We start from the raw sequence: 20,486 nt of genomic DNA, 5'->3' as shown, positions 1-20,486 counted from the left end.
CTTTCACCACCTAATTTTTCTTTTCGCTTACGTCCCGTAAACCATCACCGAGCATATTAAAACCAAGCACCAATAATACAATAAAGATTCCTGTAATTCCGATATACCAAGGAGCATTTGTCATGTAGACCTGTGCTTCGCTTAACATTCTCCCCCAGCTGGAATCAGGTGGCTGAACACCTAATCCTAAATAACTCAATCCAGATTCTGCTAGAATTGCTCCAGAAAAGAATAAGGTAGATGCAACGATGATACTTGAGAAAATATTTGGCAAAATATGCTTGAAAATAATTCGAAAAGATCCAGCTCCTTTTGCTTTACTTGATTTCACAAAATCGAATTCTTTTACTTGAATAAAGCCACTTCGAATCACGCGGGCAAATGTAGGGATTCCCATGATTCCGAGTGCAAGAATCGTGTTCTGCATGCCTGTACTAAATACAGCAACAAGCATAATGGCAAATAAAATACCAGGAATAGCTAAAATTGCATCAATAATTCGCATGAGTACCTCATCAATAATTCCTCCAAAGTATCCTGCAACTGCTCCAATGATAAAACCGAATGTCAAAGCAATTACAATAGAGGTAGCTCCAACGAAGAATGCTGTTTTAGAACCTTCTAAAATACGGGAAAGAATATCTCTCCCGAAATTATCTGTGCCAAAAGGATGTGCCCAGGAAGGGCCTTGTAAAGCAATTTCTGTCTGCATTTCATTTGGATCATATGGCGTCCAAAAAATGCTGATAATCATCATTAAAAATAAGATACTAACCAAGAAAGCTCCTATATAAAGAGAGATACTTTTTCTTTGCACGCTGTTGACACTCCTATACTCTAATTCTTGGATCAATGACTCTATATAGTAAATCCACAATGAAGTTAGCAACAATAATAATTAAAGAAAGAATTAAGATAAGGGATTGGATTAATGGGAAATCACGACTTTCAATAGAAGTAACAAGAAGGCTTCCTAATCCAGGTAGTGCAAATACATTTTCTATAATAATACTGCCACCTAAAGTATCTGCTGTAATCAATCCTAAAATAGTAAGAACTGGAAGCAGTGCATTGCGCAATACATGGGTATACATAATTTCATTTGATCCTAAGCCTTTTACTCTAGCTGTTCGTACATAATCCTGTTTAGATTGGTCTAAAATTGAGTTTTTTAGATAACGAATGACAATCGCAATATTCCCAATTGCAATAGCTAAAGATGGAAGAAACATAGAACGAAATGCTCCCCAAAAATCTTCAGACCACGGTACGAATCCATAAGTTGGAAACCATCCTAATTTAACTGCGAAAAGAAGGATTAAAATAAAACCTAACCAAAAGGCGGGAGTGGAAATCCCTAATTGCGTAATAATAGATAATAAGGCAGATGACCATTTACCATCTGTTCTTGCAATCAAGATTCCTAGCGGTATTCCAATCGCAATCGTTAGGATCAAAGAAAGACCAGCTAAAGAGAAGGAAATGGGAATTCTGTCTTGAATAATATCTGAAACAGGCTGACGATATTTATAGGAATCGCCTAAATCACCTTTGGAAATACCGACAATCCAGTCGATATAACGAAGGTGAAGGGGCTGATTTAGCCCCAACTCTTCTTCTAATAATTTTATTTGCTGGTCATCTGCATCAACTCCGAGAATTGCCTGTGCAGGATTACCAGGAAGTACGTTAAAAATAAAGAAAATAAGTAGTGATACAATAAAAATTGTCGCCATGAAAGATACTATTTTCTTTAAGAAAAACTTCATAAAAAACAATACCTTCCTTCTATTTCGTAATAGATAGATCTTCTAGGTTTAACTTACCAATTGGGTAATGCTTTAATCCTGTAACACCATCTCTCATTACTGTGTTTGAGTCTGGGTCCATGATGAATACACTAGCAGCATCTTCTGCTAATATTTCTTGGGCGCGTTTGTAATGCGTAGCACGCTCGTTATCGTCTGTTTCTAAAATAGCTTTTTCAATCATTTCATTGTATTCTGCATTGTTATAATTAATGAAGTTACGAGAATATCCATCTACAAAGCGGATAAGTACATCATAAGGATCGATTTTTCCAGTAAGACCGATAATCGTTGATTCATGATTAAAGTCTGTATAAACTTGCTCCAACCATGTGCTCCATTCAACAGGATCGAGTGTAACATTAATATTAGCTTTTCCTAGTTGATCCGCGATAATTTGTGCTGAATCAGTATACATTGTTGCATGGGATGGTACAGTCATCTTTAAGTCAAATCCATCTGGGTAACCCGCTTCAGCAAGTAATTCTTTTGCTGCTTCAACATCTGTTTCATAGTAGCCTTCTACACTATCTTCATAGAAAAATGCCATTGCTGGGCTAAAGTTTGAATCGATTTTTGTAGCAGATCCTTGCATTACTGTGTTGATAATTTCATCTTTATCAATAGCTAAGTTAATTGCTTTTCTAACGTTTATATCATTTAGTGGTTCAACTGCATGATTTAATCCAAAGATAACAGGCATATTGGATGGACCTGAAAGTGTTGTAACACTATCATCAAGCTGCATTAATTGTTGTGCATTTACTCCAGGAATAATATCAATATCGCCAGCCTGTAAAGCAAGTACTGCTGTCTGTGTATCTGGCATTAATACAAATTCTATTTCAGCTGCTTGTGGAACTTTATCTTCCATATAATAATCATCGTTACGCTCAAGAAGTAAGGATTGTCCAGGTCTGTAATCTACAAATTTAAAAGGACCTGCTCCAATTGGATGAGTTTCTTGCTCTTCATATCCCTCTGGTAAAATAGCAATGATGGTACGAGCTAGAAATCCGGAATCAACGCTTTTTAAAGTAACTTTTACTTCATAATCTCCTGTTGCTTCTACATTCTCTACAACAGCCCATTTATCAGATAAAGGCTCTCCTGTTTCTAATCCTGCTAATCTAGAATAAGAATAGACAACATCTTCCGCAGTAAAGTCTTCTCCATTATGAAAAGTAGCATTTTCAATTAATGTGAAAGTGTAAGTTAAGTTATCCTCTGAAATCTGATAGTCAGATGCTAAATTGGGAATAAGCTCTCCATTCTCATCTGTATCAAATAAACCGTCAAATACATTATCCATCATGATGCCAGTATCTGTTGCAGAAGCTTGGTATGGATCTAAGCTATCTACCTCTGATTTCATTGCAACACGAATAATAGCATTAGTTATTGCTGGTTCTTCTTGATTTTCTTTTTCGGAAGATGCATTACCATTACTTGCTGGAGCTGAATCACCAGAACCTCCTGAGGATTCTGAGTTATCATTGCTTCCGCAAGCTGCTAGGATAAGGAATAGAATTCCTAAAATTAATAGGGCACTATATTTTTTCATTTTTAATTTTCTCCTTAGATATCGTTATTTTTATTTTGATAATGGCATAGGTTCAAGCAGAGGAAGCAAATCTTTAATATTAGCTATGATTTGTACATTCTCTATTTCTTCAATACCTTGTCTATCATATGGATTGATTAGAATACTGCTCATGCCAACTTTTCTACTGCCAATTACGTCATCATAATAGTTGTCGCCAATGTATATACATTCTTCGGCAGAAACATTTGCCTCTTTCATTGCTATTTTAAATATTTCCTCATTAGGTTTTTCGATATTTACTTCAGAGGAAATAATAATATTATCAAGGTAATCATAAATATTAGTTTCCTTTAATACTTCTCTTGCTGTCAGATTCCAGTTTGAAATTAAACCTACACCGATACCTTTTTCCTTTAGTTTTTTTAAAGTAGGAATTGTATCTTTGAATGCAACCCAATTTCCCTTTGGTTTGCTCGCTTCTTCAGGCATTGATAATCTTTTGAAATCCAAGCCCTCGTTTAATCCTAGATATTGATGTAAAATTCGATGATAATCTTCTGCGTATAAATGATGTTTCTTACCAAGTAACCCAGGAAACTCTCTCATAAAATATTTATCTGACATATGAAAGGCTAATTTTAATTTTTCAATGGATACGTCTATTCCATGTTGTTTTAATCTCTGCTGGTATTTCTCCTCTCTATCTACGTAGACTAATGTGTACCCAAGGTCAAACCAGATGTAACTTGTCATGTATGTATGAACACCCCTTTTAATAATAGAAATCTCCTAAAGTTTTCTGGGAAATCTCTTTCACTGGCTATTATAGCGAGCAAATATTTTCTCCATGTAAATGGAAGGTAAACAATATGTAAAGAATGAATCTCATAGATTTTCAAGGGGATAGACTATAAAACTTTCAAAAATCCATTTGAAAACGTTTTCAAAAAAGAATATAATAATAGGATAGAAAGATGGCATGCCAATTGATAAAAAAGGTTTGACAAAAGGATATATATCTATTAATATTACAATGTGTTATCACTTTAGCGAGATAAAGTGTTAAAAGAAAGTAGATAAATCATTATAGTATTCAACAACTAGATGGGGGAGTGTCTCAAGTGAAAAAGAACAAGTTTTTAGTATTATTGCTGATGATTGTTGCTTCTATGGTTTTAATCATTGGATGTAGTAATGATTCAAATGATAATGAAGGAAGCGATGATGCAACTGGAAATGATGATACAACAGAAAATGATAATGGTGAGCAAACAAAAGGTGGTACATTGAAAATTGCTATTGATGCAGCACCACCAACATTAGATCAGCCGACAAGTACAGCTACGGCTGCACGTGATGCAACAAGATTAATTTTCGAAAGTCTAGTAACAACAAATTCTAAATTTGAACCAGTGCCTATGTTAGCGGAATCTATAGATACAGAGGATAATAAAACATATACGATTAAGCTAAGAGAAGGCGTTAAATTCCATAATGGTAAAGAAATGAAAGCAGAAGATGTTATTGCATCTATGGAAAGATGGTTAGAACAGTCATCCATTACAGGTAATATATTTGTTGATGCGACTTGGACAGAAGAGGATGAATATACGGTTATTTTAGAGCTAGTAGAGCCTTCTACATTAACCTTAGATACAATGGCTTCGGCTAAGCAAGCGGCAGGTATTATGCCAAAAGAAGTAATAGAAAGTGCGTCTGCAGATGGAATCCAAGAATATATTGGTACAGGTCCATTTGAATTGGTAGAGTGGAGACAAGATCAATACCTCCACTATAAGCGCTATGAAGATTATCTACCTCGTGAAGAAGAGCCAGATGGTTTAGCAGGTAAAAAAGAAGCGTTAGTAGATGAAATTTACTTCTACCTTGTACCTGATACTTCTACACGTATTGCTGGCCTACAAACAGGGGAGTATGATTTTGCTTATAGTATTCCTTACGATCAATATGATCAAATGGAAAGCAACCCTGATATTGAAACAATGCTTACTCCAAATGCAAATGAGATGCTAGTATTTAATAAAGTACAAGGTATTTCAACAGATTATAAGATTCGTGAAGCAATTAATGTAGGATTAAATTATGATGAAACGATGATGGCTGCATTTCCAAATAAAGATTTCTATTGGTTAGATTCTGGATATATGGACGTAAATATTCTGAACTGGGCAAGTACAGCAGGTAGTGAGTATTACAACCAAAATGATCCTGAAAAGGCGAAGGAATTATTAGAAGAAGCCGGTTATAATGGAGAGGAATTCAAAATTATGACGACTCGTGATTATGATCACCATTATAATGTAGGAGTAGTAATCCACGAACAGTTAAAGAACTTAGGGATCAATGCTACATTAGAAATCTATGACTGGCCAACAATGAATGACAAGATGGGGAATGATTTTGAAGCATGGGATGCGTTTATTACATCCTCATCCACAGTGAGTACGCCTCCGCAATTAATTGCGCTTAGCCCGTCTTTTGGTGGAGGAGTAAATGACGACTCTGTTGGAGAAGCAATTAAGGAAATTGAAACTGCACCGACATTAGAGGAAGCACAACAACGCTGGGATGAATTACAGCTTTATGCTTGGGAGGAATTACTTCCAATCATTAATATTGGTGGTTACAATAGTTTTTGGGCTTATAATAAGAAAGTAGAAGGAATTGATGCACTTACAGGCCCAATTTTCTGGAATGTATCTATCGAGGAATAAAAGAATCTATCAAATATTTAAGCAGAGGTTGTGATATATCATCACATTCCTCTGCTTTTAATTTTGAAAGACCTATCTTTTAAAAAGGAAAAAACAATGGTAAAAAGATTAGAGCAACAATAGCAACCGCTACTTGAAGAGGTACTCCAACCTTTACGAAATCACTAAACTTATAACCACCTGCATTCATAACCAGTGCATTTGTTGGGGATGCGACAGGGGTTGAAAAAGCCATACTTGCTGCTATAGCAATAGCCATAATAAATGGATATGGGCTAACATCTAAATGAATGGCTGCATGTAGAGCGATTGGTGCAAAAATAACAGCGGCAGCAGTATTACTAATAAATTGGCTAAGTGCTGTGGTTAAAATATAAAATCCTATCAGAACAGCGAAAGGGCCATAATTTCCTACCGTATCAATCACAAAATCGCTGATTAACTGAACTCCACCTGTTTTTTCTAATGCGGTTGCCATAGGCAGCATTGCAGCAATTAAAATTAGTGATTCCCAATCAATAGAATGATAGGCATCTTTGGTAGAGCGTACACAGCCAGTAATAAGCATTAAAACTGCGGATATAAACACAGTAACAACAGGATCCATCACTTCCATGGTCATGATAATAAGCATTGCTAGCATAATAATACCAGCTATCCATGCTTTGCCGGCAGAAGCATAAGAGGTAGCAATATCTTTAATATTCCCTACAACAACGACATCATGTGAATCCTCATTCAGCAATTCAATTTTTGACCATTCCCCATGGATTAAAATAGCATCTCCTGTACGTAATTTCTCTTTAGCAACATCAAGGTAAATTAATTTTCCATTACGGTTAATAGCTAGTGCTGTTAAGCCAAGTTTTTTACGAAAATGAAGGTCGCGAATGGATTTATTACGATATAAGGATTGGGGAGTAATAATAATTTCTGCTATCCCAAACTTTTGGTTTAAGAAACTATTTCGTGCTTCTGCTTCTGAATGGTTTGCTAATTGTTCTATGTCGTAATCTTGTTTACATCTTTCAATATTTTCCTGTGGACACATGACTAATAAAGTATCACCAGCTTCTAATATAGTATGTGATTTAGGAATGATTTGATTATATTGTTGTCCTAAGGGAAGGATACCATTACTGCTCCGCTTTATTGCTATAATTGTCATACCATACTTCGTTGGAAGCTGAATGTTTTCCAGTTTCTCTCCAACTAGATTAGAAGTATTTGGAATGCTAAGAAAATGCAAGGCAGGATAAATTTTATATACACCAGCTAACTTCTTTGCTGAAGAGGTTGATCCTGCTATAGCTACTTCAGGAAATCGATTAGGCAATAATTTTTTTCCTATAGTAGCCATAAATAGTGTTCCAGTAATAAGGACAATGATACCAATAGGAGCAAATTCAAAGAAGCTAAACCCTTTAAACCCTGCTTCTACTAATGCATTACTTGCAACTAAATTAGGTGGTGTTCCAATTAAAGTGATGATTCCACCTAAACTACTAGCAAAAGCAAGAGGCATTAAAAATTTTGCTGGACTAGATTTCATACCTAGAGCAATGCTAACAATAACAGGAAGCATAATAGCAACAGTACCTGTGTTGCTCATGAAAGCGCTAATTATACCAACAGTAAGCATAATAATGATTAGCATTTTTGTTTCGCTGTTTTTTCCAAACTTTAAAATACGATTGCTTAGAATATTCGCTAGACCAGAATTAAAAATTCCTGCTCCTACAATAAATAAACCAGCAATCATCACGACAACAGAATTAGAAAAACCTTCCCAGGCTTCTGAAGGAGTAATAATGCCTGTAAGAATAAGTGCGATTAATGAACCTACAGCAACGAGGTCAGATTTAATTCGTCCGTGAATAAAAAGAGCTGTTGCAATAATTAGAATGATAAGTGTCGTTAGCATATTTTCCTCCTTTTACATATCTTCAGAAATTATACCATAAGACCTAGTACTTAGTGTGGATAAATTAGGTTTTAACTTCTTTTATCATCCGTGAATAAAAAGCTGGATAAAATAATGAACGAGAAAAAACGTATTCAAAATACCTTTCATAAATCATTTGATATTTGCTCCATGTTCATGTAGAATAATCATAATTATTAGAAATTTTTATTTGTTAATAAATGTAAGCGTTTTCTTTACTTTGTTAGCAAATCTTAAGTGGATTGTCTAAAATGACATCAATTAGTTTTTACATCGGAGTGGGAGGGGACAGTAAGTAACAATGAGTAGAGAAAAATTAAATGTAGTAATTGAAAAAATGAAAGAGGAAGGATTACAGTTTCTAGAGGATTTAGTAAATACAGATAGCCCATCAAGAGATAGAGAGGAAGTGAATAGAGCAGGAGACGTTATTTGTAAATTCTTCAAAAAGCATCAAATTACTTATCGAATTCAAAAGAATGAGGATCCTAATTTAGGTGACTTTATCATTGCCACAATTCCAGGTGTGAAAAAAGATAAAATCCTACTTTTAGGACATCGAGATACTGTTTATCCTGTAGGTACTGTTGCTAAGAACCCCTTTACCATTAAAGGTGATCGAGCTTATGGGCCTGGAGTATCAGATATGAAACCAGGAATAGTAACAAGTATTTTAGCTGCTATTGCATTAAAGAAACTTGAAATAAATCAAGGTGAAATTGAAATATTGATTACACCAGATGAAGAAATAGGTTCTCCATCGTCGCGAAAGGTTATCGAAGCTCATGCAAAGGAAGCAGTTGCCGTATTTAATTTGGAACCAGGTCGTCCTGATGGATCTATAGTTACAACACGAAGAGGATCAGCACACCTAGAGTTTGAAATTTCAGGAGTAGCTGCACATTCTGGTACAGAAATTGAAAAAGGAATAAGCGCCATTGAGGAATTAGGCCATAAGATTATTGCACTTCAACAATTAACAAATATTGAACAAGGGGTAACGGTTAACGTTGGGATGGTTCAAGGTGGAGAAAACACAAATGTCGTTGCACCAGGAGCCTCTGGTCGGGTACATATCGGTTTTCAGACCATTGAACAGTTTGAAGAAGTGATGGAAAAAGCAAAGACTATTTTTGCAAATAGTAAGGTGGAAGGTACCTCAGGAGAACTAAGGGGACATGTGAGCTTCTTGCCGATGGTAAAGAGTGAAGGTGTCAAGCAGATGTATAACATTGTGAAGCGTCATGCAGATGAATTAAATATTGCGATTACAGAGCATTATGCTCGAGGTGCAGCAGATGCAGGGTTCCCAGCTTCATTAGGGGTTCCAACAATTTGCGGTATGGGTCCAGTTGGTGGATATTGGCATAATGAAAATGAATATATGGAAATGGATTCTTTTATTCCACGGACACAATTATTAGCGCAAAGTATCATGAGTGCATTTGAGCAATATAGCAAATAAGTCAGAAGACGTGAGTTCATCTGTACAAGCTGCTAACTATCTGTAATAAAGAGAGAGAAAAATCAAGTGACAATTTGTTACTATGATATAGTTTTTAAATACTTTTGGAGGTGTATGAGAATGAACCTTATGAAGAAGAGTTTATTTGTTTTATTTTTAGCGCTTCTACTTGCACTTGTGGCATGTAGTAAAGATGATGAAGGCGCTTCAACTTCCAACGATGAGAGTACAGATACAGAAGAGCAAACAGATGATCAAGAAGATGATGGGGATACTTCTACAGGACAAGGTGGAGATTTACAATATGTATTGAATGTACAACCACCAACAATGGATCCAGTAATGTCTACTGCTACAGCAACTCGTGACGTAGCAAGACCTGTTTTTGAAACACTTGTGACTATTGATTCGGCTTATGAGCCTCAACCAATGCTAGCAGAATCTTGGGAAATAAGTGATGATGGGTTAACGTATACATTTAATTTACGTGAAGGAATTAAATTCCATAATGGGGAAGAAATGACTGCAGAGGATGTAGTTGCTTCCATGAACAGATGGCTAGAGAAGTCAGCAACAGCTCAGTCTTTAATTGGAGAAGGTAGCTTTGAAGAGGTTGATGAATATACAGTTAATTTATTGATTACTGAACCATCTATTTTCGTTCTTTCTGCATTAGGTGGAACATTACAATTCCCAGGAATTATGCCGAAAGAAGTTGTTGAAGCAGCAACAGAAACTGGGGTAGAAGATTATATTGGAACAGGTCCATTTAAATTTGTGGAATGGAAACAGGATCAGTACATTCACATGGAAAAATTTGCAGATTATACACCACGTGAAGAAGAGCCAGATGGTTTATCAGGTAAACGTGAAGCTTTATTTGATAATATCTATATTAATTTTGTTCCCGATCCAAATACACAGCTTGGTGGAATTCAAACTGGCCAATATGATGTAGGTTATGGATTAAGCTATGATATGTATGACCAGTTAGAAAATACAGAAGGCGTAGAAGCAATGGCGCCAATTGTTGGTCAATATGCAATGGTTTATAATAAGAACCTAGGTATTTTTACAGATGTGAAAATGCGTCAAGCAGTTAATGCAGCATTGAACTTAGAAGATATTGCATCTACTGCTTTAAATGGAAAATACCGTATGGCCTCCAGTTATATGCAACTAGAGCAAGAAGCATGGGCATCTAATGAAGGAGAAGAATTCTACAATAATCCAGATTTAGAAAAAGCTGAACAGTTATTAGAAGAAGCTGGCTATGATGGTGAACCAATTCGATTCATTACTACACGTGAATATTCATACATGTATGATTCTGCCGTAATTATTAAAGAGCAACTAGAAAAGGTCGGAGTTAATATTGACTTAGAAGTGTATGATTGGCCAACTGTTGTTAATATGCGTGCTAATCCTGAAGAGTGGGATATATTTATTACAGGATTCCCGATGACTATGACTCCTGTAGAACAATTATTCTTTAATAGTACTTGGGTAGATGGCCCAGAAGATGAAAAAACAGAGGAGTTATTAAAACAAATTAGTGTAGCAGAAACCATTGAAGAAGCAAAAGAGCACTGGGATGAATTACAAGGTCATTCTTGGGAAATTGTTCCAATCACTAAAATCTCAGATTATACAATGATTATGGGAGTAAGTGAACGTGTAGAAGGCTTCCAATTCTTAGATGGACCTATACTATGGAATATTGGATTTAAGGAATAAAATAACATAATGAATCTCTCAGGGGCTGTCCAATAAGCCCCCAAAATAAAACAAGAGGAAGAAAAATAAATCATTTTTCTCTTCTTGTTTTTCATTTGTAAAAAATTCCTGAAAAGTAGCCTGCGAAGCTCAGCTATTTTCAGGATATTGTGGGCTATTGCCACGATCCCGAATTCTGTGTGGACTTTATCGATACCCCGTAAAGAAAATCTACGGAACGACCGATTGCCCTTGATGTGACCGAAAACACTTTCTACTTCCACTTTTCGTTGGGCGTAGATTGCTGCTTCCTCTTCACTTTCAAGGGCTGCTTTTGCCTTAGCTTTCATTTCTTCAAAGATTGTATTCCAAAAAATTTGTCTGTTCCCCTTTGCCTTCGTACACTGGGGCTTCAATGGACAATCCAAACAACTTTCACATTCATAAATTTTATAACTCTGCACATAACCAGACCTATTCTTCCGATTGAGATATTTTTTGAACACGACTCTTCGGTTATTTGGGCAGATATAATCATCCTCATGGGCACGATAGGTCCAATTTTTAAAGTTTTTAATGTCTTTTTTGTACGCTCTTTTTTGTTCTTTGAGATAGGTGCCATAGGGTATTAAAAATTCAAAACGAGGGGATTTCTCTTCACCAATCGCATATAAATAATTTGCTTCACTTCCATAACCTGCATCGGCAATGATCCGTTGAGGCATCGGAAGGTTAGAAGCTGCCAACTTCTCCAAGTGTGGAATAAAACACCGAGTATCATTTGGTCGTTGATGCACGGAGTAATCGACAATCAATTGATTTTCTGTGGCCATTTGTACATTATAGCCTGGCTTCAACTGTCCATTTCTCATATGATCTTCTTTCATCCGCATAAACGTGGCATCCGGATCTGTCTTGGAAAAGCTGTTTCGATCTCCTAAGATGGTTTGATAGGTCTGATACTTTTCCATACGTGGAAGAAAGTTCTCACGTATTTGTTTCATTGGTTTTTTTAAGGTGCTACGACGAGAGCGGAGCTGTTTTCGAAGCTGACTTTCTTCCGTATTTTCGATAGCTTCAGAAAGGGCATCTACTTTTTCTGCTAGTTGATTGGCAATCGCTTCTAAGTCTTCCGCAGTCGCTTCTTCTTTAGAATGGCTTATCTCTAGCTCTTCCTGTGCGGCAATCGTATCGATATGTGCCAACGTTTCCTGGATGCGTTGCTTTAACTGCGCCTCCCATCGCACGGTTGATTTTTTCCATACGAAAGAATACTTATTGGCATTGGCTTCTATCTTTGTGCCATCCAAGAAGTAGTTTTCCATCGTAATCCATTGATCTTCTATCAGTTGCAGAATCATCGTTTCAAATAGCTGATCCATCATGGCTTTCATTCGCTTCCCACGAAACGCATTGATGGTGCGAAAATCAGGGGTTTGCATACCTGCAAGCCACATAGTTGGTAGATTTTCTTTGGTCATTTTTTCGATGTCTCTACAGGAATATATTTTTTGGCTGTAAGCATATAAAATAACTTTCAGCATCATTTTGGGATGAAAGGCTGGTCTACCTCCACCGCTATAATAACGATAGAGCTGTTCCTTTGGGATACGCTCCACCATTTCATCTACCACTCGTGCTACATGATGTGTAGGGATATAATCTTGGATATCAAAAATCACCGTGCTTTGTCGGTTATCGTAAGGTTTAAATAAGGGAGTTGCTGGGTTAGAAGCTGTAACTTTTTCCTCGATTACCTCTAGAGGAAGTGTCGTTTGTGTGGTACAATTTGTATGAGATTTCATAAAAAATCGCCCTTTCTGAAATGTTGTGTGGTAACTCCATTTTACAAGAAAAGGCGATTTTTTTATATGTTTTTTAGGAAGAATAAAGAAAAAAAGGGCCGTCATAGAAAAGCAGTTTTCACTGACTTTTTGGACAGCCCCTGTTTTTTAGGTTAATAGTTGAAATATTGCTAGATAGATTGTATGATGTAAATTGTCACTGTATTTTTTTTGTCGAAAAATGAAAGCGCTTCATGTTTTGGAAGGAAGCCATTTTTGGAAAATAAAGCGAATATTCAAACGACTGGTCCTCTGGTAAATATTTGCAGATTTTGAAATGAATCAACTAGCTTTCATAGGCTGTTGATCCCAAACAAACCTCCTTAGAATCTACATATAATGATGAAATAAGTGGGGTTTACAGTCAACTTTTGATGTTAAAAAATTACAGAAAGACAGAGCAACGAAATGTTGTCATAAATAAAGAAAAAATTATTTTTTGGGGGTATTTTAAATGAAAGTAATTAATAAGACGTTATTGCTAATGTTCTTAGCGGTACTATTGGTACTAGCTGCATGTAGTAATAATGACGATAATTCTTCTGATAATAACTCAGAAGGCAGCAACGATAATAATGAAAGCAGTGGAGAGCAAACTGCAGGCGGAGATTTGCAGTTTGTCTTAAATACACAACCACCAACAATCGATCCAATTATGTCTACAGCTACGGCAACACGTGATATTTCGAGACATATTTATGAAACGCTTGTTACCATTGATTCTGCTTATGAACCGCAACCCATGCTAGCAGAGTCTTGGGAAATAAGTGAGGATGGATTAACTTATACATTTAATCTACGTGAAGGTATTAAATTCCATAATGGAGAAGAAATGACAGCAGACGATGTTGTAGCTTCCATGAACAGATGGCTAGAAAGATCTTCAACTGCACAATCTTTAATTGGAGAAGGTACATTTGAAGAAGTTGACAAGTACACAGTAGAATTAAAATTACAGGAACCATCTATTTTTGTTCTTTTAGCCTTAGGAGGAACATTACAATTCCCAGGAATTATGCCAAAGGAAATTGTTGAAGCAGCAACAGAAACAGGAGTAGAAGAACATATTGGAACAGCGCCATTCAAGTTTGTCGAATGGAAACAAGACCAATATGTACATTTAGAGAAGTTTGAAGATTATACTCCACGCGAAGAAACGGCGGATGGTCTAGCTGGAGAAAGAATTGCTTATTTTGATAATGTATATATTAACTTTGTTCCAGATCCAAATACACAATTAGGTGGAGTTACTACAGGTCAGTACCATATTGGTCACGGGATGAGCTATGATATGTTTGATCAATTAGAAAGTGCAGAAGATGTAGAAGCAGTTGCGCCAATTATTGGGCAATATGGAATTGTATTCAATAAGTTTGAAGGTCAATTTGCAGAAGTGAAAATGCGCCAAGCCGTTAATGCGGCACTGAATTTAGAAGATATTGCAAACGCTGCATTAGGTGGTAAGTACAGAATGTCTTCGAGCTATATGCAAGTAGAACAAGAAGCATGGGCATCAACTGAAGGGGAAGAGCTATATAATAATCCTGACCCTGATAAAGTACAAGCATTATTAGATGAAATAAATTATGATGGCGAGCCATTAACATTCATTACATCACGTGAATATTCCTATATGTATGATTCTGCTGTTATTATTAAAGAACAGCTAGAACAAGTTGGAATTAAAGTTGACTTAGAAGTATATGATTGGGCAACTGTTTTAACCCTACGTGATGATCCATCAAAGTGGGACCTACTAATTACAGGTTTCCCAATGACTATGACACCAGTAGAACAATTATTCTATAATGATACTTGGATTGATGGACCAGAAGATGAGAAAACAGAACAATTATTAAAAGATATCGCAACAGCAGATACAATTGAAGAAGCTAAAGTATTCTGGGATGAGCTACAAGGTCATTCTTGGGAGATTCTTCCGATTCTAAAAATCTCTGACTATACTACAGTTATGGGAGTTAACAAAAACATTGAAGGCTTCTTATACTTAGATGGACCAGTATTCTGGAACACAAGCCTTAATCAATAATAAAATAGAATGAAAGAAACGGTATTCTCACTAGTTAATGAGGATACCGTTTTTCTTATGAGATATGAAAGTATAAGAGTTTTGCGCAAATTTATTCTTATTCAGAGGTAGCCATGTCTAGCTCCGAGCGCCAAAAACTAAGAGATTTCGCGTCACATCCTACAATAAGTCAACATCGGTTCGTGACCTCACCGTGTTTCCTTTATCTCGGTTGTGACACTCCAATCTCTACGTTTTTAAACGGGCGCTCTGCGCTTTTCGTTAAATACTTCCATCTTTTTCAAGCACTGGAACATCAACTTGAACAGTATCAGGATATTTAATGCCTGCTCCTGTATTAAGGACAACGACTGTTTCATCTTCTTTAATCCATCCGCTTTCACGTAAACGTCTTGCTGCAACAAATGCAGCAGCACCTTCAGGACAGATAAAGCTTCCTTCTGTAGCGGCAATACTTAATCCTTCTTCTAATGTAGCTTCATCTTCAATAGCAATTGCACAACCATTTGTTTTATAGATAGCATCAAGTACAAGGAAGTCTCCAAGTGCTTTCGGTACATTAATTCCAAAAGCGATCGTATCTGAGTTCTCCCAGAATTCAGACTCGTCCTTTTTCTTTTCCCAAGCTTTTACGATTGGTGCACAATTTTCTGCTTGTACGGCCACTAAACGTGGTAGATCACCTTCAACCCAACCAAGCTCTTTTAATTCATTCAATGCTTTATAAATACCAATGACACCGACTCCGCCACCTGTAGGATATAAAATGACATCAGGCATTTTCCAATTGAATTGTTCTGCTATTTCAAGTCCCATCGTTTTCTTACCTTCAATACGATAAGGTTCTTTTAATGTAGAAGCATCAAAAAGCCCTTTTTCCTGAATAGCTTTTCCAACAATTTTTCCTGCATCACTAATAAGTCCTTTAACCAAAAATAGATTGGAACCAGCTGCTGCCATCTCATTACGTTGGATGGTTGGTGCATCTTTTGGAATGATAATACTAGTCTTCATGCCAGCACGTGCTGCATATAATGCCCAAGCAGCTCCTGCATTACCATTTGTTGGCATAGCGAGCTCCTCGACACCTACTTCTTTTGCTTTAGAAACGCCTACAGCTGCGCCACGTGCTTTAAATGAACCTGTAGGGATGATTCCTTCATCCTTCATATATAAATTATCAATACCCATTTGTTTTCCTAAAGTTGGCATTGGGATTAAAGGAGTCATTCCTTCACCAACGGTAACAACATTTGCTGGATCTGTAACAGGAAGTAATTCATGATAACGCCAAAGAGATGGTTCACGTCCTTTTAGCTGCTCTGGACGGTATCCGTCTTTTTTTAATGCCTCTAAGTCATATTGGACAAGTAAAGGCGCTCCACATTTACAAAGGTTATTAATCGCTTGATGGTCATATGTTTCATGACATTTTGGACAATAGAGATGAGATATGTAACTGTATTCCATTAGAAATACCTCCAAATCATTTTAATTTTAAATCTATTTCTAATTTTAGTGCAAATAGGTTCATAAGTAAATCTTTGTAAGTAGAAGTTTTGATTTAGTAGTAATGTTAAGGTTCGGGTATGTAAGTAGAAATGATAAGATTATGGAAAGAAAAAAAGTAATCTACTGCAATTACAAATATTTCCATAGTAATGACATTTAGCCTAAAGATTTTTCGATTTCTTTAGAAATAGTTCGACATTTTCTTGTAATATGGTATTATATTGGAGTCGTTTTATATGAAAATGAATGGTTTATAAACAACTTTAAAACCAATTATATTAGGAGGAAGTGAAATGTTGTTTCGCAGATTATTTCAAGTTTTAGTGGTCTTTATTTTTACCGTTGCATTAATTGGCTGTTCGTCAGATGATAAAGGCGCAGATGAAGAAGGTACGGAAAATTCAGCTGATGCTACAGAAGATGAACTTCATGTTGCGCTTTATTCAGCACCTGCAACACTTGATCAACCGATGGATACAGGAATCCAGTCACGTGATATTGGTAGGTTAATGTTTGAAACTTTAGTAACAAATGATTCGGCATATAAGCCTGTACCTATGTTAGCAGATTCTATTGATGTTAGTGAAGATGGATTATCCTATACATTTAAATTAAGACAAGGTGTAGAATTCCATAATGGTAAAGAAATGAAAGCAGAAGATGTTGTTGCTTCTATGGACCGTTGGATGGAAAAATCTACAATAACAGGAAATATTTTTAATGATGCAGTATGGACGGAAGAAGATGAATATACAGTAGTACTACAATTAGCGAAGCCTTCCTCTTTAACATTAGATACATTAGCATCTTCTAAACAAGCAGCGGCGATTATGCCTAAGGAAATTGTTGAAGCTGCCCCAGCAGAAGGTGTTGAAGAATACATTGGAACAGGACCATTTAAATTTGTAGAATGGAAGCAAGATCAATATATTCATTTCGAAAAGTATGATGAATATAGCGCGCTAGAAGATGAGCCAGATGGTTTAGCAGGTAAACGTGAAGCATTAGTACAAGATATTTATGTACATATTGTTACAGATGCTTCCACTCGATTAGCAGGTTTAAAAACAGGTGAATATGATATCGCGTACCAAATTCCAAACGATGATTATGAGCAAATAGCAAATGATGAGAATGTAGAGCCTTATCCAGCAACACATGGTGAGCTGATGCTTGTGTATAATAAAGGAGAAGGTCTAGTAACCGATCCAAAAATGCGTCAAGCGATCAATGCAGCATTAGACATGGATGAAATTATGTTAGGTGCAGTAGTAACAGAGGATTTATATTGGTTAAGCCCAGGCTACATGCATAAAGATATTGAGGCTTGGAATAGTGAAGCGGGTATAGAGTATTACAACCAAGCAGATCCTGATAAAGCTAAACAGTTATTAGACGAAGCTGGATATAATGGAGAAACACTTACAATTATTTCAACACGTGATGATGACGTAATTTATAATTCATCTGTTGTTATTCAACAGCAGCTAAAAGAAATTGGTATTGAGGTAGAATTAGAAGTGTATGATATGCCAACAATGTTTAAAATGCGTGAGGATTTAAGCACGTGGAATATGTTTATTACTGGTTCATCTGTAGTTAGTACACCGCCACAATTATTAGCATTAAGCCCTACTTGGGGTGGTGGCGTAAATGATGATAAGATTTTAGAACAATTAAGTGCAATAGAAACTTCAGAAAGTCAGGAAGAAGCAAAACAAATCTGGGATGATATACAACAATATGCATGGGAAGAGCATGTTCCAGTATCTATTTTAGGTGGATATAGTATGTTCCATGCGGCTTCTGCAAAAGTAGAAGGATTTACAACATTCTCTGGAGCAATTTTCTGGAATACAAAAGTTAACAAATAAATGGATGCTTTACTATTCGCTCTTAGCATACAGCTAAGAGCGAATTTGTGTTAGGATTAAAAGTAAAGCTAATTAAACATAATCATAAACTTTTTTCATTTCAAAAGGAGGAAAAGGACCATGAATAAAAACATCGATCGTACACAGATTGTTGCAGCAGCTAGAGGCGATGTTCCAATGGATTTAGTAATCCGAGAAGTCAATTTAGTGAATGTATTTACAGCAGAAATTTATGTTGCAGATATTGGGATAAAAGAAGATCGTTTTGCAGCGATTGCACGTTATGAAGATGGGAAACCACAATTTTACATAGAAGGAGAGCGAGCAGTTTCGGCAAAAGGATCTTATGCAATGCCTGGATTTATTGATGCGCATGTACATATTGAAAGTACAATGATGGCTCCAGATATGTTTGCTCGTGCGGTTCTCCGCCATGGAACAACTGTTGCTGTGATTGATCCACATGAAATTGCGAATGTAATGGGAGCAGAAGGTGTTAAACAAATCGTTAAGGCAAGTCAAAATCTACCTGTGCGTGTATTAACAACTATTCCTTCCTGTGTGCCAGCTGTACAAGGAATAGAGACAGCTGGAGCGGAGTTTTTAGCTGATGATATTGCAGAGCTCCTTGATTTGCCTGATGTAGTTGGAATTGCGGAATTAATGGATTATACGGGAGTAATTAAACAAGATCAACGCATGGCAGATATCGTCCACACAGGTCTTGAGCATCAAGTTCTTAATGAAGGACATGCCCCGCGTGTGACTGGACGTGATTTACATGCGTATCTAGCGGCTGGTGTGCATTCAGAGCATGAAAGTCGTGGAACAGCTGAGATTGTTGAAAAACTACGAGCAGGCATGAATATTTATATTCGTGAGTCTAGTGTAAGTAAATTTGCTGACATTGCTGCACAGGCTCTACAACAACTACCACATGCATCGAATGTTCAAATGTGTACAGATGACATCGCGCCACATGACATCATTAAAAATGGTCAGATGAATCGTGTAATTCGCAGATGTATTGAGGAAGGAATTCCGGCAGCTCTTGCTATTCGTTACGCAACGTTAAATGGGGCGATGCGCTTTGGCTTACGTGATGTAGGAGCTATTGCTGCAGGATATCTAGCAGATTTAGTGCTTGTTGATTCCTTAGAAACAATGGAAGTCACAGATGTATATGTAAAAGGAGAACAAGTAGTTGCTGATGGACAAGTAACGAAAGAAATTGTGAGCCCTACTCCTCTACAACTACCTAATACCGTTAGAATTCCAGAATTAGTAGAAGAAGACTTTATGATTAAGGCTCCAATAGAAAACGGAAAGGCAACTATTCATACAGTGGAAGTAACTAAAATTGGAATTACAACACTAGATACAGTGGAAGTAGACGTAGTAGATGGGAAAGTTTCTAAGCTACCAGAAGATTGTATTTTTATTTCTGTGACTGGTAGACATGGTCAAAATCGTAAACCATTTGTAGCAGTGATGAAAAATGCAGGTTTACGTGAAGGCGCATATGCAACAACAATGGCACATGATAGTCATAATCTAGTAGTAGCAGGAAAAAATCCTAGTGATATGCTAGCTGCGGCTGAACAAATAAAAGCAAGTGGTGGAGGATTATGCCTTGTAAAAGATGGTAACACCGTAGCAACAGTAGAATTACCACTTGCAGGTTTAATGGCTCCAGAACCAATTGAAGAATTAGCACCTAAGGTAGAAAACTTTGCTCAAAAAGCGCTAGAAATGGGTGTCAAAGTGGGACGACGTTCACCTGTAATGGCTTTCTCATCCATTAGCTTAACAGTTATCCCAGAAGTGCGAGTAAGTGACCTTGGATTAGTAGATGTAAATAAACAAGAATTTATTTCCCTATTTGTATAAAAGGAATAGGATAGATCATTTCTCCATGATATGATTTAATTAAATAATTTATTATGCGTAATAGGCTGTTTTATGTTAGTAGAGCTCAACCAAAAGAAGCA

At 36.5% G+C, this 20,486-nt stretch carries 13 protein-coding genes; 6 read left to right on the top strand and 7 right to left on the bottom strand.

Annotated elements, in window-relative coordinates; translation table 11 throughout:
- Nucleotides 1-10: 10 nt before the first annotated feature.
- From AB4Y30_RS16115 to AB4Y30_RS16100, 4 genes are all read right to left on the bottom strand, one after another.
- Nucleotides 11-757: an ABC transporter permease gene (locus tag AB4Y30_RS16115; protein WP_368655244.1), complete on the bottom strand. Its 747-nt coding sequence runs from the start codon at nt 755-757 to the stop codon at nt 11-13.
- 73 nt (nt 758-830) lie between these two features.
- Nucleotides 831-1,769: an ABC transporter permease gene (locus tag AB4Y30_RS16110; protein ID WP_368653198.1), complete on the bottom strand. Its 939-nt coding sequence runs from the start codon at nt 1,767-1,769 to the stop codon at nt 831-833.
- Nucleotides 1,770-1,788: 19 nt separating this feature from the next.
- A complete protein-coding gene (locus tag AB4Y30_RS16105) occupies nt 1,789-3,372 on the bottom strand; it encodes an ABC transporter substrate-binding protein (RefSeq protein ID WP_368653197.1) in 1,584 nt (527 codons plus the stop codon).
- A gap of 30 nt (nt 3,373-3,402) precedes the next feature.
- Nucleotides 3,403-4,107: an HAD family hydrolase gene (locus AB4Y30_RS16100; RefSeq protein ID WP_368653196.1), complete on the bottom strand. Its 705-nt coding sequence runs from the start codon at nt 4,105-4,107 to the stop codon at nt 3,403-3,405.
- A gap of 368 nt (nt 4,108-4,475) precedes the next feature.
- Here AB4Y30_RS16100 and AB4Y30_RS16095 point away from each other — a divergent pair, with 368 nt between their 5' ends.
- Nucleotides 4,476-6,089 (top strand): ABC transporter substrate-binding protein, encoded by a 1,614-nt coding sequence (locus tag AB4Y30_RS16095; RefSeq protein ID WP_368653195.1) that lies wholly within the window; start codon nt 4,476-4,478, stop codon nt 6,087-6,089.
- Nucleotides 6,090-6,168: 79 nt separating this feature from the next.
- Here the strand turns inward: AB4Y30_RS16095 and AB4Y30_RS16090 are convergent, their stop codons facing one another.
- Nucleotides 6,169-8,013 carry an SLC13 family permease gene (locus tag AB4Y30_RS16090; protein WP_368653194.1) on the bottom strand — a complete coding sequence of 615 codons (1,845 nt, stop codon included), beginning with the start codon at nt 8,011-8,013 and terminating at the stop codon, nt 6,169-6,171.
- 322 nt (nt 8,014-8,335) lie between these two features.
- Between AB4Y30_RS16090 and AB4Y30_RS16085 the strand changes: the two genes are divergently transcribed.
- Both AB4Y30_RS16085 and AB4Y30_RS16080 read left to right on the top strand, forming a co-directional pair.
- Nucleotides 8,336-9,499, top strand: a complete 1,164-nt coding sequence (locus tag AB4Y30_RS16085; RefSeq protein WP_368653193.1) for a M20 family metallopeptidase — start codon at nt 8,336-8,338, stop codon at nt 9,497-9,499.
- A gap of 120 nt (nt 9,500-9,619) precedes the next feature.
- Nucleotides 9,620-11,236 carry an ABC transporter substrate-binding protein gene (locus AB4Y30_RS16080; protein WP_368653192.1) on the top strand — a complete coding sequence of 539 codons (1,617 nt, stop codon included), beginning with the start codon at nt 9,620-9,622 and terminating at the stop codon, nt 11,234-11,236.
- Here AB4Y30_RS16080 and AB4Y30_RS16075 read toward each other — a convergent pair.
- A complete protein-coding gene (locus tag AB4Y30_RS16075) occupies nt 11,146-13,020 on the bottom strand; it encodes an IS1182 family transposase (protein ID WP_368653191.1) in 1,875 nt (624 codons plus the stop codon). The genes AB4Y30_RS16080 and AB4Y30_RS16075 overlap by 91 nt on opposite strands.
- A gap of 493 nt (nt 13,021-13,513) precedes the next feature.
- Between AB4Y30_RS16075 and AB4Y30_RS16070 the strand changes: the two genes are divergently transcribed.
- Nucleotides 13,514-15,109, top strand: a complete 1,596-nt coding sequence (locus AB4Y30_RS16070) for an ABC transporter substrate-binding protein (RefSeq protein WP_368653190.1) — start codon at nt 13,514-13,516, stop codon at nt 15,107-15,109.
- A gap of 261 nt (nt 15,110-15,370) precedes the next feature.
- Here AB4Y30_RS16070 and AB4Y30_RS16065 read toward each other — a convergent pair whose 3' ends face one another.
- Complete coding sequence (locus AB4Y30_RS16065) at nt 15,371-16,579, bottom strand: threonine synthase (RefSeq protein WP_368653189.1); 1,209 nt, start codon at nt 16,577-16,579, stop codon at nt 15,371-15,373.
- Nucleotides 16,580-16,914: 335 nt separating this feature from the next.
- Here AB4Y30_RS16065 and AB4Y30_RS16060 point away from each other — a divergent pair, with 335 nt between their 5' ends.
- Together AB4Y30_RS16060 and ade are read left to right on the top strand one after the other, a co-directional pair.
- Entirely contained in the window at nt 16,915-18,495 is a 1,581-nt protein-coding gene (locus tag AB4Y30_RS16060; RefSeq protein ID WP_368653188.1) for an ABC transporter substrate-binding protein, read from the top strand.
- Between the two features lie 120 nt (nt 18,496-18,615).
- Entirely contained in the window at nt 18,616-20,385 is a 1,770-nt protein-coding gene (gene ade / locus AB4Y30_RS16055; RefSeq protein WP_368653187.1) for an adenine deaminase, read from the top strand.
- Nucleotides 20,386-20,486 lie beyond the last annotated feature (101 nt).

Origin of the sequence: Ornithinibacillus sp. 4-3 (assembly GCF_040958695.1) — a bacterium.
In the GTDB taxonomy this organism is placed as follows: domain Bacteria; phylum Bacillota; class Bacilli; order Bacillales; family Amphibacillaceae; genus CALAMD01.
The sequence above is the reverse complement of the archived record's forward strand: the minus strand, read 5'-3'. Positions and strand labels throughout refer to the sequence as shown.

Bases quoted from the DNA above. Each gene is read 5' to 3' on its own strand.
- AB4Y30_RS16115 (WP_368655244.1), bottom strand. From the start codon at position 757: ATGATGATTATCAGCATTTTTTGGACGCCATATGATCCAAATGAAATG.
- AB4Y30_RS16110 (WP_368653198.1), bottom strand. From the start codon at position 1,769: ATGAAGTTTTTCTTAAAGAAAATAGTATCTTTCATGGCGACAATTTTT.
- AB4Y30_RS16105 (WP_368653197.1), bottom strand. From the start codon at position 3,372: ATGAAAAAATATAGTGCCCTATTAATTTTAGGAATTCTATTCCTTATC.
- AB4Y30_RS16100 (WP_368653196.1), bottom strand. From the start codon at position 4,107: ATGACAAGTTACATCTGGTTTGACCTTGGGTACACATTAGTCTACGTA.
- AB4Y30_RS16090 (WP_368653194.1), bottom strand. From the start codon at position 8,013: ATGCTAACGACACTTATCATTCTAATTATTGCAACAGCTCTTTTTATT.
- AB4Y30_RS16085 (WP_368653193.1), top strand. From the start codon at position 8,336: ATGAGTAGAGAAAAATTAAATGTAGTAATTGAAAAAATGAAAGAGGAA.
- AB4Y30_RS16080 (WP_368653192.1), top strand. From the start codon at position 9,620: ATGAACCTTATGAAGAAGAGTTTATTTGTTTTATTTTTAGCGCTTCTA.
- AB4Y30_RS16075 (WP_368653191.1), bottom strand. From the start codon at position 13,020: ATGAAATCTCATACAAATTGTACCACACAAACGACACTTCCTCTAGAG.
- AB4Y30_RS16070 (WP_368653190.1), top strand. From the start codon at position 13,514: ATGAAAGTAATTAATAAGACGTTATTGCTAATGTTCTTAGCGGTACTA.
- AB4Y30_RS16065 (WP_368653189.1), bottom strand. From the start codon at position 16,579: ATGGAATACAGTTACATATCTCATCTCTATTGTCCAAAATGTCATGAA.
- AB4Y30_RS16060 (WP_368653188.1), top strand. From the start codon at position 16,915: ATGTTGTTTCGCAGATTATTTCAAGTTTTAGTGGTCTTTATTTTTACC.
- ade (WP_368653187.1), top strand. From the start codon at position 18,616: ATGAATAAAAACATCGATCGTACACAGATTGTTGCAGCAGCTAGAGGC.